This window comes from Verrucosispora sp. WMMD573 (assembly GCF_027497175.1).
Taxonomy (GTDB): domain Bacteria; phylum Actinomycetota; class Actinomycetes; order Mycobacteriales; family Micromonosporaceae; genus Micromonospora.
In genome coordinates this window covers 5,099,986-5,115,535 of sequence record NZ_CP114901.1, presented here as the reverse complement: position 1 = coordinate 5,115,535, position 15,550 = coordinate 5,099,986, and the positions used below count along the sequence as shown (strand labels likewise).

At 70.0% G+C, this 15,550-nt stretch carries 13 protein-coding genes; 5 read left to right on the top strand and 8 right to left on the bottom strand.

Annotation, left to right across the window (positions count from 1 at the left end; translation table 11 throughout):
- Window positions 1-18: 18 nt before the first annotated feature.
- The 3 genes from O7601_RS23300 to O7601_RS23290 are packed head-to-tail and all read right to left on the bottom strand — an operon-like array spanning window position 19 to window position 4,315.
- Window positions 19-954 (bottom strand): carbohydrate ABC transporter permease, encoded by a 936-nt coding sequence (locus tag O7601_RS23300; protein WP_281563217.1) that lies wholly within the window; start codon window positions 952-954, stop codon window positions 19-21.
- The gene (locus O7601_RS23295; RefSeq protein ID WP_281563216.1) at window positions 951-1,931 is read right to left on the bottom strand and encodes an ABC transporter permease subunit; all 981 of its coding nucleotides are present in this window, start codon (window positions 1,929-1,931) and stop codon (window positions 951-953) included. The genes O7601_RS23300 and O7601_RS23295 overlap by 4 nt, the downstream gene beginning before the upstream one ends.
- Window positions 1,928-4,315, bottom strand: coding sequence for a glycoside hydrolase family 3 N-terminal domain-containing protein (locus tag O7601_RS23290; protein ID WP_281563215.1), 2,388 nt, complete (start codon window positions 4,313-4,315; stop codon window positions 1,928-1,930). The genes O7601_RS23295 and O7601_RS23290 overlap by 4 nt, the downstream gene beginning before the upstream one ends.
- A 296-nt stretch (window positions 4,316-4,611) precedes the next feature.
- On the opposite strand from O7601_RS23290, the gene O7601_RS23285 reads away from it, so the two are divergent.
- The 3 genes from O7601_RS23285 (at window position 4,612) to O7601_RS23275 (ending at window position 8,416) form a co-directional block, all read left to right on the top strand.
- Window positions 4,612-5,643 (top strand): LacI family DNA-binding transcriptional regulator, encoded by a 1,032-nt coding sequence (locus O7601_RS23285; RefSeq protein ID WP_281563214.1) that lies wholly within the window; start codon window positions 4,612-4,614, stop codon window positions 5,641-5,643.
- A gap of 21 nt (window positions 5,644-5,664) precedes the next feature.
- Window positions 5,665-6,711: an acetylxylan esterase gene (locus O7601_RS23280; RefSeq protein ID WP_281563213.1), complete on the top strand. Its 1,047-nt coding sequence runs from the start codon at window positions 5,665-5,667 to the stop codon at window positions 6,709-6,711.
- A 262-nt stretch (window positions 6,712-6,973) separates the two neighbouring features.
- Window positions 6,974-8,416, top strand: a complete 1,443-nt coding sequence (locus tag O7601_RS23275) for an endo-1,4-beta-xylanase (RefSeq protein ID WP_281563212.1) — start codon at window positions 6,974-6,976, stop codon at window positions 8,414-8,416.
- Between the two features lie 55 nt (window positions 8,417-8,471).
- On the opposite strand, the gene manD is transcribed toward O7601_RS23275, so the two are convergent.
- The 3 genes from manD to O7601_RS23260 all read right to left on the bottom strand — a co-directional run bounded on the left by manD (window position 8,472) and on the right by O7601_RS23260 (window position 11,455).
- A complete protein-coding gene (gene manD / locus O7601_RS23270; RefSeq protein WP_281563211.1) occupies window positions 8,472-9,680 on the bottom strand; it encodes a D-mannonate dehydratase ManD in 1,209 nt (402 codons plus the stop codon).
- Between the two features lie 189 nt (window positions 9,681-9,869).
- Window positions 9,870-10,034, bottom strand: a complete 165-nt coding sequence (locus O7601_RS23265; RefSeq protein ID WP_281563210.1) for a hypothetical protein — start codon at window positions 10,032-10,034, stop codon at window positions 9,870-9,872.
- Between the two features lie 71 nt (window positions 10,035-10,105).
- Window positions 10,106-11,455: a PHB depolymerase family esterase gene (locus O7601_RS23260; protein WP_281563209.1), complete on the bottom strand. Its 1,350-nt coding sequence runs from the start codon at window positions 11,453-11,455 to the stop codon at window positions 10,106-10,108.
- Between the two features lie 218 nt (window positions 11,456-11,673).
- Here O7601_RS23260 and O7601_RS23255 point away from each other — a divergent pair, with 218 nt between their 5' ends.
- Complete coding sequence (locus O7601_RS23255) at window positions 11,674-13,332, top strand: glycosyltransferase 87 family protein (RefSeq protein WP_281563208.1); 1,659 nt, start codon at window positions 11,674-11,676, stop codon at window positions 13,330-13,332.
- Between the two features lie 17 nt (window positions 13,333-13,349).
- On the opposite strand, the gene O7601_RS23250 is transcribed toward O7601_RS23255, so the two are convergent.
- The gene (locus O7601_RS23250; protein ID WP_281563207.1) at window positions 13,350-13,520 is read right to left on the bottom strand and encodes a hypothetical protein; all 171 of its coding nucleotides are present in this window, start codon (window positions 13,518-13,520) and stop codon (window positions 13,350-13,352) included.
- A 104-nt stretch (window positions 13,521-13,624) separates the two neighbouring features.
- The gene (locus tag O7601_RS23245; protein WP_281563206.1) at window positions 13,625-14,731 is read right to left on the bottom strand and encodes an L-dopachrome tautomerase-related protein; all 1,107 of its coding nucleotides are present in this window, start codon (window positions 14,729-14,731) and stop codon (window positions 13,625-13,627) included.
- A 212-nt stretch (window positions 14,732-14,943) separates the two neighbouring features.
- Between O7601_RS23245 and O7601_RS23240 the strand changes: the two genes are divergently transcribed.
- Window positions 14,944-15,513, top strand: coding sequence for an STAS domain-containing protein (locus O7601_RS23240; protein WP_281563205.1), 570 nt, complete (start codon window positions 14,944-14,946; stop codon window positions 15,511-15,513).
- Window positions 15,514-15,550: the final 37 nt, after the last annotated feature.

Sequence of the window (15,550 nt, the reverse complement as noted above, 5' to 3'; positions counted from 1 at the left end):
AGAGGGTGTTTCTTCTGGTCAGCCCTTGACCGCGCCGAGCATGATGCCCCGGACGAAGTACCGCTGGACGAAGGGGTAGACCAGGAGGATCGGCAAGGTGGTGAGCACGATGGTCACGGCCTTGAGCGTCGCCTCGGCCTGTACCTCGTTGGCCTCGGTGATCGCCCCGACGTTCTCCGCGCCGGTGGCACCGGCGATCAGGTTGCGCAGGTACACGGTGACCGGCCACAGTTCCTGCCGGTCCATGTAGAGGAAGGCCGCGAACCAGGAGTTCCAGAAGGCCACCGCGTAGAAGAGCACCATGGTGGCGACGATGGCCTTCGACAGCGGCAGCACGATCCGCAGCAGGATGCCGTACGTGTTGAGCCCGTCGACCGCGGCGGCCTCCTCCAACTCCGTCGGCAGGCTCTCGAAGAACGCCTTCATCACCAACAGGTTGAACACGTTTATGGCGTTGGGCAGGGCGATCGCCCAGACGCTGTTCTTCAGGCCCAGGCTGGTGACCAGGACGTAGTTGGGGATGAGGCCGCCGGTGAAGAACATGGTGAAGACCGCGATGCCCACCAGCGCCCCGCGCCCCTTGAGCTGCTTCTTCGACAGCACGTACGCGTAGCAGGTGGTCATCACGATCGAGATGACCGTGGCGGTGACCGTGTAGAACACGGTGTTGCGGTAGTTGGTCCAGAACAGCGAGTCGGACATCAGCAGCTGGTACGTCTCCAGGGTGAACCCGCGCGGCACGAGGTTCACCTGGCCGGCGATGATGTACGCCTCGTCGCTCATCGACCGGGCCACGATGTTGACGAACGGGTAGAGCGTCACCACCACCACGAGGGTCAGAATGATTCCGTTGGCCACCTGGAACACCCGATAGCCCCGGGTCTGCTGGATGCCCCGGCGACGGCGGGGGCGGGGCGTGGTCTCGGTGGGCCGCTCGGCGGCGTCGACGGTCACCACAGGCTCGTCCCCACCGTGCGGCGGGCGATCAGGTTCGCCGAGACGACCAGGATCAACCCGATCACCGCCTCGAACAACCCGATCGCGGCGGCGTAGCTGAAGTTGCTGGACTGGAAGCCCATCCGGAACAGGTAGGTGGAGATCACGTCCGCGGTCGGATAGGTCAACGGGTTGTACAGCAGCAGGATCTTCTCGAAGCCGACCGCCATGAAGGCGCCGATGTTGAGGATCAGCAGCGTCACCATGGTCGGCCGGATGCCCGGCAGCGTGACGTGCCAGGTCTGCCGCCAGCGGTTGGCACCGTCGATGCGGGCCGCCTCGTAGAGGTCGTCGTCGATGGTGGTGAGTGCCGCCAGGTAGAGGATCGTGCCCCAGCCGACGGTCTGCCAGACCTCCGAGGAGACGTAGATGGTGCGGAACCACTCCGGCCGTTGCAGGAACGGGATGGCGTCGCCACCACCGGCGCGGACGAGCTGGTTGACCGTGCCGTCCATGGAGAGGAGCTGCATTACGATGGCCGCCACGATCACGATGGACAGGAAGTGCGGCAGGTAGGACACCGACTGCACGAAGCGCTTCAGCTTGCGGGCCCGTACCTCGTTGAGCAGCAGCGCCAGCACGATCGGCAGCGGGAAGCAGAACAGCAGGGTCAGCGCACCCAGCACCAGCGTGTTGGTGAAGACGTTCCAGAACGTCGGGTCGTTCAGGAACATCTTGAAGTACCGCAGCCCGACCCAGTACTCGCCGAAGATGTTGCCGCCGGGCTGGAACCGGCGGAAGGCGATGATGTTGCCCAGCATCGGCAGGTACCGGAAGATCAGGAAGAACAACAGCGGCAGGATCGCCAGCGAGTACAGCTGCCAGTCGCGCCGCAGTGCACGCCGCCAGGTCTGCCGGGTGGCGCGGGGCGGCGGGTTCGGTGTCGTCGTGTCGGGGCTGGACGCCGACGAGGTCAGGGTGGTCACGCTGCTCATGGCCGGTCCTCCGGTGCCGGCTCGACGCGTACCCGGGACAACAGTTCGCGGTGGTGACCGACCTCGCGCTCGTCGCCCTCCAGCCGCAGGGTCAGGCTCGCCGCCGCGTCGCCGCTGGACCGGCTGAGCCGCAGCTGTACCTCGCCGGGCTCGACCACTCGCCGGCCGTGCAGGCCGGTGAACGAGGTGACGTCCGCAGGGACCGTGAAGCTGACCCGAGCCGCCCCGCCGGGCTCCACCGGGACCCGCGCGTAACCGATCAGGCGAACCACCGGCCGGGTGGTCTGCGCCACCGGGTCGTGCAGGTAGAGCTGAACCACCTCGGTGCCGGCGCGGGCACCGGTGTTGCGGACGGTGACGCCGACGGTCACCTCCCCGTCGACCGGCCAGGCCGTCAGCTGCCCGGTGACGCCGCCCGGCGCGTCGCTCACCGCGGCGTCGCTCCACTCGAAGGTGGTGTAGCTGAGACCGTGGCCGAACGGGAACGCCGGCGTCGGGTCCACCGACGACACCTTCGAGCGTCGGCCCAGGATGGGGGTGAGGTAGGTGCCGGGCAGCCCACCGGCGTGCCGGGGCACGCTGACCGGCAGCCTGCCGGACGGATCCACCTCGCCGGTGAGGATCTCGGCCACCGCCTGACCGCCGAGCTGACCGGGAAAGAACGCCTGTACGATGGCGCTCGCGCTGTCCATCGCGTCGCCCAGGGCGTACGGACGGCCGGAGAGCACCACCAGGACGACCGGCGTGCCGGTGGCCAGCACCGCGCGTACCAGTTCGGCCTGCGCTCCGGGCAACTGGAGGTCGACCGCGTCGCAGCCCTCGCCGGAGGTGCCCCGGCCGAACATGCCGGCCCGGTCGCCGACGGCCAGGACGCAGACGTCGGCGTCGGTGGCCGCCTCGACCGCCGCGGCGATGCCCGAGGTGTCGTCGCCGGTGATGTCGGTACCCGGCACGTGGGTGAGCTGCGGATGCCGCTGCTGGAGCGCCTCGCGCAGGGACGGGATCTCGACCCCGGTGCCGTGCTCGGGGTGATGCACGCCGACGTGCAGCGGGAACGTGTAGCAGCCGAGCATCGCCATCGCGTCGTCGGCGACCGGCCCGATCAGGGCGACCCGCTGGTGATCGGCGAGGGGCAGCAGCCCGTCCTGGTTGCGGAGCAGGATGACGGACTGGCGGGCCAGCCGCAGGGCGACGGCCTGACCGGCCTCGTCGTCCAAGCGCAGCGCCTCGACATCCGCCGGCAACTCCTGCCAGCCCTCGTCGAGCAGCCCCAGCTCGATCTTCTGAATCAGCACCCGCCGCAGCGCCCGGTCGACCAGGCCCTCGCTGACCTCGCCGGATCGTACCGCCGCCGCCAGGGGCGCGCCGTAGGCATCCACGGTGGGTAGCTCGACATCGATGCCGGCCCGCAGCGCCAGCCGCGCCGCCGCGGCGGCGTCGGCGGCGACGCCGTGCAGGGTCTGTAGGAACCGGACGGCGAAGTAGTCGGCGACGAGCACCCCGTCGAAGCCCCACCGATCACGCAACGTCCGGGTGAGCAGATCCTCGTCGGCCGCCGCCGGCACGCCATCGATCTCGGCGTACGAGTTCATCACCGATCGCGCCCCACCGAGCCGCAGGGCCATCTCGAAGGGCGGAAGGATCACGTCGGCGAGTTCCCGGTGCCCCATCGCCGTCGGTGCCAGGTTCCGGCCACCGCGCGACGCCGAGTAGCCGGCGAAGTGCTTCAACGTCGCGACCACACCGGCCCGCTCCAGCCCGCGCACGTACGCCGCGCCGACCGTGCCGACCAGGTAGGGGTCTTCGCCGATCGTCTCCTCGGTGCGCCCCCAACGGTAGTCGCGGGTGACGTCCAGCACCGGGGCGAGTCCCTGATGGACGCCGGCGGCGCGCATCGACCGGCCAATCAGCCCGGCCATCTCCTCGACCAGCTCCGGGTCGAAGGCCGCACCCCAGCTCAGCGGGGTCGGGTAGACGGTCGCCCGCCAGGCGGCGAAACCGGTGAGGCACTCCTCGTGCACCTGCGCCGGAATACCGAACCGGTTTGCCGCGACGATCTGCGCCTGGGACGCGGCCAGGGAACGCGCGCCGAGGACCGGATCGACAGGCGCGGTGCCGAACGGCCGGGTCAGCTGCCCCAGGCCGTGCCGGATCGCCTCCGACCACGGCGGGGTGTGCTCGACCATGTCGGTCTGATGAGGAGCGACGCCCTCACCGGATGCGTCCGCACCGACCCAGAGGCCGACCAGCTGGGCGAGCTTCTCCTCCAGCGACATCAGCGGGATGAGCGCGTCGGCCCGTTCGTCCGGTCGCAGTCTCGGATCACGCCACCGATCGGCGTGCGTGGACGCCAATCGGTCGTCGACGGGCAGCTGACTTGTCATGCGAACCCCTCCGGCCGGAGCCGGGAGATCTCCCGGCAGGCCACGCCGACCGCCGTGGAGCACGGCGATTATCGAAATTTTCGGAAACTAGTCGGACACCTGTGTCGGGGAACCTAAGGGCGTCGACAGAGCCTGTCAAGGGGCATGGAAAGACTGTTCAGGCCGTACTTGTCATGCTGGTAAGCGATTGCCGGCATTCATCCCCACGAGTGCGGCGGTATCGACTCGGGTCACCCTCCGTCGGTCCGCTGCGTGTTACAGTCTCCGAAAATTTCGGACTCGTTGCAGAGGATCGGATGGCAGAGAAGCATTCGCCGGCGGCCCTCGGCTCCGCGACCATCGCGACCATCGCGCGGGAGGTCGGGGTCTCCTCGGCCACGGTCTCCAAGGTCCTCAACGGACGCTCGGACGTCGCCGCCGCGACCCGGGCACGGGTCGAGGCCAGCCTGCAACGGCACCGCTACCGCAGGCGCGCCCGTCGGGCGTCCGGCGAGGGCCAGATCGACCTGGTGTTTCACGAGTTCGGCTCCGACTGGGCCCTGGAAATCATCAGGGGAGTCGAGGCGGTCGCCGCCCTCACCGGGGTAAAGGTGGTGCTGTCGCAGCTCAGTGCCGCCCGTCGGCCACCGCAGTCCTGGGTCGACGGGGCGGTCGCCCGGCGTCCCCTCGGGGTGCTGCTGGTCATGTGCAACCTCACCGACCAGCAGCGAGAGCAGTTGCAGCGCCAGTCGATTCCCGTGGTCGTCATCGACACCGACAGCGCCAGTGTGGCCTCCGTGCCCACCGTCGGCTCGAACAACTGGAACGGCGGGCTGATCGCCACCCGACACTTGTTGGATCTCGGGCACCGCCGGATCGCGCTCATCTCCGGCCCACGGGAGGTGCTCTGCGCCCGGGCCCGCACGGCCGGCTTCCGCTGTGCCCACGAGGAACTCGGCGTGCCGATCGACGCCACGCTGATCCATTATGGCAACTTCCACCTCGACGCCGGTTACACTCACGGCATCGAGCTGCTCAGTCGGCCCGACCGGCCCTCGGCGATCTTCGCCGGCTCGGACCTGCAGGCGCTGGGCGTGTTGCGGGCTGCCCGGCAGCTCGACATCGACGTCCCCGGCGACGTGTCGGTGGTCGGCTACGACAACCTGCCGCTCTCGGCCTGGATCGGTCCGGCCCTGACCACGGTCCACCAGCCGCTGCGCGACATGGCCGGCACCGCCACCCAGATGCTGCTTGATCTCGCCCGTGGCAACGCCCTGCCCACCAGCCGGATAGACCTGGTCGCCGAGCTGGTGATCCGGGAGAGCACCGCACCGCCCCCACATTCGTGACCGAGCCCGCTGCGAGGAGCCATGCCCCTGTTCGACCTCCCACTGGATCAGTTGCGGCAGTACGCCCCGGCCGTGGCTGAACCCGCCGACTTCGACGCGTTCTGGCAGTCGACCCTGGACGCGGCGACGCAGTCGCCGGTGCTGCTCGACCTCCGACCCGAACCGACCGACCTGCGCCTGGTGGACAGCTGGGACGTCACCTTCGCGGGCTTCGGCGGCGATCCGGTCCGGGCCTGGTACAACCGTCCGGCCGGGGTCGACGAGGCGCTGCCGGTGATCGTGGAGTATGTCGGCTATGGCCGTGGTCGAGGGCTGCCACACGAGCGCCTGACCTGGCCGGTTGCCGGCTACGCCCACCTGTTGATGGACGCCAGGGGACAGTCCGGCCAGTACGGCGCGGGGGACACGCCGGACCCGCACGGTGAAGCGCCCGGCGGGCCGTCGCCGGTGACCCGCGGCATCATGACCCCGGAGGGCTACTACTACCGCCGGCTGATCACCGATGCGGTGCGGGCGGTGCAGGCGGCCCGGGCGCTGCCGCGAGTCGACCCGAACCGGGTGGTGGCCGCCGGCAACAGTCAGGGCGGCGGGCTGTCCCTCGCAGTCGCCGGGCTGGTCAGTGACCTCGCCGCCGTGCTCACCACCGCGCCGTTTCTCTGCCACCCCCAGCGGGCGCTGGAGATCACCGAGGTTGGCGTGTACGGCGAGATCGTCAACTACCTCGCGGTCAACCGCGACGCGGAGCCGGCCGTACGGCGCACCCTGTCCTACGTCGACGGGGTCAGCTTCGCCCGTCGGGCCAACGCGCCGGTCCACTTCGGTGTCGGGCTGCGGGACATGGTGTGCCCGCCGAGCACCGGGTTCGCCGCCTACAACCACTACGGCGCCGCCGCCGGTGGTCCGCCTCCCGAGCGCACGATGCACGTCTATCCGTTCAACGGCCACGAACACGGCGACGCCACCCAGGTGCGTCGGCAGCTGCGCTGGCTGGCCGAGGTGCTCGGTGCCGGGACCACGGACCGGCCGGACGGCCCGAAACTTTCGAGGGCTCTGATCTCACCGGCATGACCACATTCCCGGTGGCGCGCGGACGACAGCGGAGTCGGATCGGGACGGGGACAGGCGGTCAAAGAGTGCTCCGGCGCGTTGAGCTTTCGGACCTGTTTCGATAAGGTTTTCGATACAACAGCCTCGATCTACTCATGATGGCCGGCTGAGTGCACCGGCCGACGCGGCATCCGGGCGACCGCGTCGGCGACGGAGGCCATCGTGTTGGGCAGTAGTCGGGGCCGGCTTCTCATCAGCACGGCTTCGTCGAAAGGCTCATGCCATGAACAACGCCCACGCCCGCGCCAGCGGGCGGCCGGCTACCCGACTGCGACCGCGCGCCGCGCTGGTCTCGGCCGCGGTCGGTCTCGCCCTCGTCGCCACCAGCATGGTGGTGACCTCCAGCGCCCAGGCCGCCGAGTCCACCCTCGGTGCGGCCGCGGCCCAGTCCGGCCGGTACTTCGGTGCCGCGGTGGCGGCGAACAAGCTGTCCGACTCCACCTACGTCGGCATCCTGAACCGCGAGTTCAACTCGGTCACGGCCGAGAACGAGATGAAGATCGACGCGCTCGAGCCGCAGCAGAACAACTTCACGTTCGGCAACGCGGACCGGATCGTCAACCACGCCCTGTCCCGGGGCTGGAAGGTCCGGGGGCACACCCTGGCCTGGCACTCGCAGCAGCCTGGCTGGATGCAGCAGATGGAAGGCACGGCGCTGCGTAACGCGATGCTGAACCACGTCACCCGGGTCGCGACCTACTACCGCGGCAAGATCGACTCGTGGGACGTGGTGAACGAGGCGTTCGACGACGGCAACAACGGCGCGCGCCGTAACTCGAACCTGCAGCGCACCGGTAACGACTGGATCGAGGCCGCGTTCCGGGCCGCCCGGGCCGCCGACCCGGGCGCCAAGCTCTGCTACAACGACTACAACACCGACAACTGGACCTGGGCCAAGACTCAGGCCGTCTACCGGATGGTGCAGGACTTCAAGCAGCGTGGCGTGCCGATCGACTGCGTCGGCCTCCAGTCGCACTTCAACAGCGGCTCGCCGTATCCGAGCAACTACCGCACCACGCTGTCCAGCTTCGCCGCGCTCGGCGTGGACGTGCAGATCACCGAGCTGGACATCGAAGGCTCCGGCAGCACCCAGGCCAACACCTACCGCAACGTGGTCAACGACTGCCTCGCGGTGCCCCGCTGCAACGGCATCACCGTGTGGGGAATCCGGGACACCGACTCCTGGCGTTCCGGTGGCACCCCGCTGCTCTTCGACGGCAACGGCAACAAGAAGCAGGCGTACGACGCGACGCTCCAGGCGCTGAACTCGGGCGGCACCACCCCGCCGCCCACGACCCCGCCGCCGCCCACGACCCCGCCGCCCACCACGCCGCCGCCCACGACCCCGCCGCCGACCACCCCGCCGCCCGGCGGGTCCGGCTGCACGGCAACGGTGTCCCTGAACCAGTGGAACGGTGGTTTCGTCGCCACGATCCGCGTCACCGCCGGTTCCGCGAGACTGAACGGCTGGTCGGTGGGCATCGGGATTCCGGGCGGTAGCTCGGTGACCAACACCTGGAACGCCCAGGCCAGCGGCAACAGCGGCAACGTGACGTTCCGCAACGTCAGCTACAACGGCACCGTGAACGCCGGTGCCACCACGGAGTTCGGCTTCCAGGGCACCGGTACCGGTCCATCCGGTACCCCCACCTGCACCGGTAGCTGATCCACCGGCACCTCACCGGGCCCGGCGCGGAGCTTCCGCGCCGGGCCTCGGGTGGTCACCAGTTGTGCAGGGTGCCGTCCTCCAGCCGGTTCACCGGCAGCGAAGCCGGGCGGTACGGATGCCGCGCCGCCAGTTCCTCGTCGATGTCGACGCCGAGCCCTGGTTCCTCCGAGGGGTGCAGGAAACCGTCGGCGAAGCGGTACGAGTGCGGGAAGACCGCATCGGTCGCCTTGCTGTGCGGCAGGTACTCCTGCAGCCCGAAGTTGGGGATGCTGATGTCGAGATGCAGGGCCGCGGCCAGGCAGACCGGGGACAGCGTGGTGGTGCCGTGCGACCCACTGCGTACGTGGTAGAGGTGGGCGAGATCGAAGATCCGGCGCAGGTGGGTGATGCCCCCCGCGTGCACGACGGTGGCCCGTACGTAGTCGATGAGTTGCTCGGTGATGAGCTGCTGGCAGTCCCAGATGGTGTTGAAAACCTCGCCGACGGCCAGCGGCGTGGTGGTGTGCTGGCGGATCAGCCGGAAGCCCTCCTGCAACTCCGCTGGCACCGGGTCCTCCAGCCAGGTCAGCGCGTACGGCTCCAGAGCTTTGCCCAGCCGGGCGGCCTCGATCGGGGTGAGTCGATGGTGCACGTCGTGCAGCAGCTTCACCTCCGGCCCGAATTCGCTGCGTACCTGGGCGAAGACCGACGGCACGTGGGTGAGATACCGTTCACTGCTCCATTCGGTCTCGGCCGGGACGGGCGAGACCGGCGACTGGTGGGACGTGCCGTCCCGCGCCACGCCGTAGGTGTCGGCCAGCCCGGGCACGCCGCACTGCACCCGGATCGCGCGGTACCCGAGGTCGAGATGGCGGGCCAGCTCGGCGAGCAGGCCGTCCACAGTGGGCGCGTTCGCGTGGCCGTAGACAGTGACCGCGTCGCGGCTGCGGCCGCCCAGCAGTTGATAGACCGGCAGCCCGGCCACCTTGCCCTTGATGTCCCACAGCGCGGTGTCCACCGCCGCGATGGCGCTCATCGTCACCGGACCGCGTCGCCAGTACGCGCCCCGGTACAGGTACTGCCAGGTGTCCTCGATCCGGTCGGCGTCCCGGCCGATCAACAGCGGCACGACGTGCTCGGTCAGGTAGCTCGCGACCGCCATCTCCCGGCCGGTGAGGGTGGCGTCGCCGACCCCGGTCACCCCGTCGTCTGTCACGAGCTTCAACGTGACGAAGTTCCGGCCGGGACAGGTGACGATGACCCGGGCATCGGCGATCTTCATCCAGGCTCCCCACCGTGGCCGACGGCTCGACGCGAGCCAGTCTGAAATCACCCCCAAGATCTGTCAACCGACTCGGCAGGGCGGCCGTTCGGCCCGACACACCCCGGGGACCTCGCGCGCCCGGGCCGTACGGTGACAGGCCGCCGGAGACCGGGGCCACCCGGGACGGTGCGGGTGGCCCCGGCATGGTCAGCAGCGGTTGATGCTCGAATTGCGGAGGGTGATGTTGCTGATGGTGAGGTTGACCGCCCCGCCGCCGGGCTCGGAGGCGCAGAAGATGCCCCGGCCGGTCACCGTCGCGTCGATCGTCCCGTTGAGCAGCAGGCTGGAACCCCCGACGTTGCGGGCGGTCACGGTGGCGCTACCTGGCGGCCGGTGTCCGTACGCGACCGCCGTACGGACACCGGGCCGGTTGGGGGCGACGGTCAGCTGACCGTGCAGGGAGCGCCGTTGAGGGTGAACGAGGGCGGGCTGGCGGTGTTGCCGCTGTGGTTGGCCTGGAAGCCGATGGTGACCGAGCCGTTGGGGGCGATGGTGCCGTTGTAGGAGACGTTGCGGGCGGCCACCGCCCCGGAGGTCGGCGAGTAGGTCGCGTTCCAGCCGTTCGTGATGGTCTGCCCGGCGGGCAGGGTGAATGCCAGGTTCCAGCCGTTGACCGCCGTGGTACCGGTGTTGGTGATGGTCACCGATGCGGTCAGTCCGGTATTCCAGGCGTTTACCGCGTACCCGATCCGGCAGCCCGTCCCCGGCGGCACCGTCGGCGACGGCGGCGGCGTAGTGGGCGTGGGGGTTGGGGTGGGCGTGGGCGTGGGCGTCGGGGTCGGGGTCGGGTGGGTCGGCGTCGGGGTGGGCGGCCCGGCGTCGAGCCCGAGGAAGCGGATCGCCTGCGCGGCGTCGACCGGCAGGTTGTGCGACACGCCCTGCATGCTGATCGCCTCGACAGGTGCGTCACCGCCGGAACCGCCGTAGCGGGTCCGGGTGTAACCCGGCTGCGGGCTGTCGGTGAAGGTCGGGGTCTGGCTCAGCCCGTGCAGGTTGGTCCACTGCTTGATCTGCTCGCCGAAGTTCGGGTAGCGCAGGATCTCGTCGTTGGTGCCGTGCCAGATCTGCATCCGTGGCCGTGGGCCCGTGTACCCGGGATAGGCGTTGCGGACGAGGTCCCCCCACTGCTGCGGGGTACGGCTGATCTGCCCGTTGGCGCACTCGCTGTTCCACTCCGAGCCGCCGGTGGTGGCAAAGCAGCCGAAGGGGACCCCGGCGAAGGCCGCACCCGCCCGGAAGACGTCCGGGTAGAGCCCGAGCAGGACGTTCGTCATCATCGCGCCGGACGAGGTGCCGGTCGCGGCGATCCGGGCCGGATCGACCGAGTAGCGGCTCCGGACATGCTCCACCATGGACATGATGCCGACCGGGTCGCTGCCGCCACCGCGACGCAGCGCCTGCTGCGAGTAGACGTCGAAGCACTGGCTGCTGCGGGTCACCGACGGGTAGATGACGATGAAGCCGTACTGGTCGGCCAGGCGGGCGTACTGGGTGCCCGAGTACATCGCCGGCCCGCTGCCGGTGCAGTAGTGGACCACGACCAGCAGGCCCGGCCGTGGCGCGACCCGGTCCGGTACGTAGAGGTACATGCGCAGGTTGCTCGGGTTGGTACCGAAGTTCGTCACCTCGGTCAGCGTCGCGGCCGACGCCGATGTCGGGAGCGACAGCGCGGCAAGCGCGGTCAGGACGATGGTTGCCAGGGCGGCGCACCACAGTCGGATCGCTTTTCTCATGGAACGGGTCCTCCGGACGGAAGGGGACATGGTGGCGTTCCGATCGAGGGCTGCCCGGTGCCCTACCTCGTCCGGCTCTCAGAACATCGACGATTGTCTTCGCCGACCCGGCGGCGTCACAAGGTGTGGTGGGACGGCCGCGCTGAGCGGTGGCGGGGCCGCGCCGAGCGGCGGGTGGCATCGCGCCCAGCGGTCGCGCGTACAACTAATCTCTGCCCATGCGGGATCGACGGGCGGCGCTGTTGTGGGTGGGGTTCGCGGTCGCGGCAGCGCTCTCCGTCGCGCTGGTGCTGCGGCGCCCCGACCGCCTGTCCGACCTGCACATCTACCACGGCGCGCTTACCGATCTGCGGGCCGGGCGTCCGCTCTACGGGTACGTGGCGCCGAATGGCGGGCCGTTCACCTACCCGCCGTTCGCGGCGCTCGTCCTCTGGCCGATCACGACAGTGCCGCTCGGCGCGGTCGAAGCGCTCTGGCTGGCAGCGACCTGCGCCGCCGTGGTCGCCATCGCCGTACCCGTCGGCCGCGCCCTGGTAGAGGGCAGCATCGCCAGACCGAGCCGGGGCGCGACCGGGGATCGCGTGCCGACGTCGGTCAGCATCGCGGCGGTGGCAGCGGTGCTCATGGTCGCCGCGCCGGTGCAGAGCAACCTGCGGTTCGGTCAGGTGAGCATCTTCATCGTGCTGATGGCGCTGCTCGACGGGATGGCACCGCCGTCACGGATGCGCGGTGTGCTGGTCGGCGTGGCGGCGGCGATCAAACTGACGCCGCTGCTGTTCGTGATCTACTTCCTGGCCTGCGGCCGGTACCGCGATGCTGCTCGCGCGCTGGCCGCCTTCGTCGGCTGCGCAGCGCTCGCCCTGGCCGTCCTGCCCGCCGAGAGCCTGACCTACTGGGCGGGCACCGTCACCCAGACCTCCCGGATCGGCAACCTGGCGTCGCTGGGCAACCAGTCGGTGCACGGAATGCTGCTTCGTATCGGCATGGACGAGGAGTCCCTTCCGCTGATCTGGGCCGCCCTGGTGGTAGCCATCTGCGCCCTGGCGTTGCTCCGGGCGGGGGCATTGTCCCGGCTGGGGCGACCGGGGCACGCCGCCGTGCTGGTCGGCTGCGCGACCGTTGCCGCGTCCCCGGTCTCCTGGACCCACCACCAGGTGTGGACCGTGCTGGCCGCGATGCTGCTGGTGGGTGCCGTCGGCGCGATCCGGCGGGTCGCCGGTGCCCTGCTGCTGGCCAGCATGGTGTTGTCGCTGGGTGTGGTGCTGGCCCCGGTGTCGATGCGACCCGGTGTGCAGTTCCTCTTCGAGAACGCCCGTGCCATCGGCACCGTCACGCTCTGCGTGGCAGGGTTCGGCGCGGTCGCGCTCACCGCCGCCCGCACCCATCCCGACCGGGCCGCCAAACGGGGGCGGCTGCGGATCGGCGTCGCGTCTGTGGGCGCACTGGCGTTCTTCGCCGTGCAACCGTTGCCCGCCGGGGCCGATCCCACCTTCAAGGCGTACCGCCTGCCGGACGTGGTCAACTCGCGGTACTTCTTCGTCTGCCGGGGGCCGGTGGAGTGCGCCCGCTATGGCACCGATGCCCCGGTCACCTTCGGCACCCGCAGCGAGAAGACCAAGGTGCGCGTCAACGGCGTGGTCTCCGATCAAGTGGCGCGGCTGGACTACCACTCCGCTCCGGGCGGCCCACCGCGCACCATTCCGCTGCTGGCCGCCTATCCCGGAGTCCGGACGTTCTCCTTCCGTTCGGCCACCATGGCGCACGGGCAGCTGATCGCCTACTCCGCCGACGGACGTGCCCTGGCCCGCTACGACGACGAGCTGACCGCCAAGGTGAGGGCTGCCCGCTCCGAAGCGACGGCGCGATCGCCGAGCTGACCGGGGCCGTGTGGGTTCTACTGCTCGCCGTCGATCACGTCGGTTTCGCCGTCGTGGGAGTACGTGACCGGCGGGTGCTCGTCCGGTAGCGGCGCCTGTGCTGGATTGTGGTGTGGGTCGCCGTCCGGGGAGAACAGCACCGGGTCGGTCTTCGCGCTTTTCTCGCGTTCTTCCTCCGGCTCGGTCACGACCCGCTCCTCACCTCGTGGGCATTCCCCCCGACGCTATCCGCGGCGCGCGGCAAGCCGCCCCGGTCGGGTGACGTTTCCACCCGATCGGGGCGTGCTGGTCGTCACGGTCGCAGCAGCACCGGACCCGCGTCGATGCGGGTCCGGAACAGGGCGTACGGCCTGCGTCGCAGATCCCGACCGCGGTTGAACGGCGGCTGCCGGTGCACCTGGTTGGCGATGATGTAGAGGTGCCGGTTGGCGGCCACGCTGAGCGTGTCCGGCCAGAGCAGCCGGGCATCGTGCACCACGGTCTCGTATTCGCCGTCGGGCCGGCGTCGCAGCACCGCGTTGTGCTCGTAGTTGGTGAGGTAGATCCGCCCGGCGTCGTCGGACTCCAGGCCGTCGGCGCCGCCGCCCTTGTCGCCCTCGTCGACCACCGTCGCGGCGACCACCGCGTCGCTCAGGGCGCGGTCGGCCAGGGCCTCGGTGGCGACGCTGTACCAGCGGCGGGTGGCGAGGGCGCAGTAGTACAGCCGGGTGCCGTCGGCGGAGATCGCGATGCCGTCGGCACCGACACCGACCGGCTGCGGGGGCGCGTCCGGGGGCCGGACCAGGAACGGGCGTCCCTCGACCACCGGCCGGTAGTCCTCCAGCGGCGCGGCCTTCGTGGACGGGTGGTCGTTGAGTCGCCGCCACGACGCCCCGCTGGCCAGGTCGACCACGATGAGGGCATTGGGGGCACCGTCGGCGCTGTCGGTGATGTATGCCAGGCCGGCCTCGCCGCGGCGCAGATCGAAGCGCACGTCGTTGAGGTACGACGTGGGCAGCACCACCTCGGGCGGGAAAGTGATCACCTGGGCGACGGTGTCGGTTCTCAGGTCCACGCGGACCAGCTTCGGCCCACCGGGCGAGGTCGGTTGGAACAGCGGGCTGCCCGTGTCGAGCACCCAGAGCCGGTCGGCCGGGTCGACCACCACACTCTGCACCGACACGAACGCGGACGTATCGTCGTCGCCGGACGGTGTGTTCCACCGCAGGTCAGGGTAGGGAACCTCGCGTCCGCGCCGCAGTTCCACCACGGTGGCGGGCACCTCGTCACCCCAACGGGGAAAATTGACGAAGATCCGGCCGCGGTGCGAGACGGTCACCCCGGTGGGCATCGGGCCGCGGAACCGGTGCACCACGTCCAGGGTGCCGACCGGCTCGTCTGCGGGTAGTGCTTTTCGCATTCTTCGACCTCCCGTCGCACACAGGGATCAACTGATCTCTCTGCGTCTATCGTCTCAAAGGGGACGACGTGCGCGACACCGTCGTCGCCCATCCGACCCGCAAGCAGCGCGAAGGCGATTCGTCACCCAACCGTCATGTGTCCGCGCGGTGCCCGCCACCTGGCCCCGGCAGGGTGGGACTCCAACCCCTCCGACCTGGGAAGGAGCGCGCCATGGCCGTCGTTCTCGATGACCACCTGGTCACCCTGACCTGTGACAACTGCGGTGACACGGTTACCGGGCCGCGGACGCACTCCGAGGCGGAGGTGGTGTGGCCGCTGGTGTCGGAGCACGGCTGGAGCGGTTCCCCGCTCGCCGACGGTCCGCACCGCTGTGCGCACTGCACGCAACTCGGCCCCGCCGCTGCCGGCGTACCCGGTGGCATCCTCGGGATCGAGCACCTCGGTGCCGTCACCGTGGTGACCGTCGCCGGCGATGTCGACCTCGACACCGGTGACACCCTCGGCATCGCGCTGCGGCACGCGGCCGACATGGGCGGACACGTCCTGGTGGACCTCGGCCGGACAGACCTTCTCGACTCCACCGCGCTCGGGCTGCTCGTTCGCGCTCATCGCGGCGCCACGGAACGTGGTGCACTGCTCTGCGTGGCGTCGACCTCGCCGCTGATCCGTCAGGTGCTCCGGGTCACCCGGTTGGACGAGCTGTTTCCGATCGCGGACAACCGCGCCGACGCGCTCGCCCGCCTGCAGAATCACGCTGCGGCAGCGGACCCATCGGAATAGACGGCCTGTCCGGGTCCGGCTCGTCCACGGCACCGGT

Bases quoted from the DNA above. Each gene is read 5' to 3' on its own strand.
- O7601_RS23295 (WP_281563216.1), bottom strand. From the start codon at position 1,931: ATGAGCAGCGTGACCACCCTGACCTCGTCGGCGTCCAGCCCCGACACG.
- O7601_RS23290 (WP_281563215.1), bottom strand. From the start codon at position 4,315: ATGACAAGTCAGCTGCCCGTCGACGACCGATTGGCGTCCACGCACGCC.
- O7601_RS23285 (WP_281563214.1), top strand. From the start codon at position 4,612: ATGGCAGAGAAGCATTCGCCGGCGGCCCTCGGCTCCGCGACCATCGCG.
- O7601_RS23280 (WP_281563213.1), top strand. From the start codon at position 5,665: ATGCCCCTGTTCGACCTCCCACTGGATCAGTTGCGGCAGTACGCCCCG.
- O7601_RS23275 (WP_281563212.1), top strand. From the start codon at position 6,974: ATGAACAACGCCCACGCCCGCGCCAGCGGGCGGCCGGCTACCCGACTG.
- manD (WP_281563211.1), bottom strand. From the start codon at position 9,680: ATGAAGATCGCCGATGCCCGGGTCATCGTCACCTGTCCCGGCCGGAAC.
- O7601_RS23260 (WP_281563209.1), bottom strand. From the start codon at position 11,455: ATGAGAAAAGCGATCCGACTGTGGTGCGCCGCCCTGGCAACCATCGTC.
- O7601_RS23255 (WP_281563208.1), top strand. From the start codon at position 11,674: ATGCGGGATCGACGGGCGGCGCTGTTGTGGGTGGGGTTCGCGGTCGCG.
- O7601_RS23245 (WP_281563206.1), bottom strand. From the start codon at position 14,731: ATGCGAAAAGCACTACCCGCAGACGAGCCGGTCGGCACCCTGGACGTG.
- O7601_RS23240 (WP_281563205.1), top strand. From the start codon at position 14,944: ATGGCCGTCGTTCTCGATGACCACCTGGTCACCCTGACCTGTGACAAC.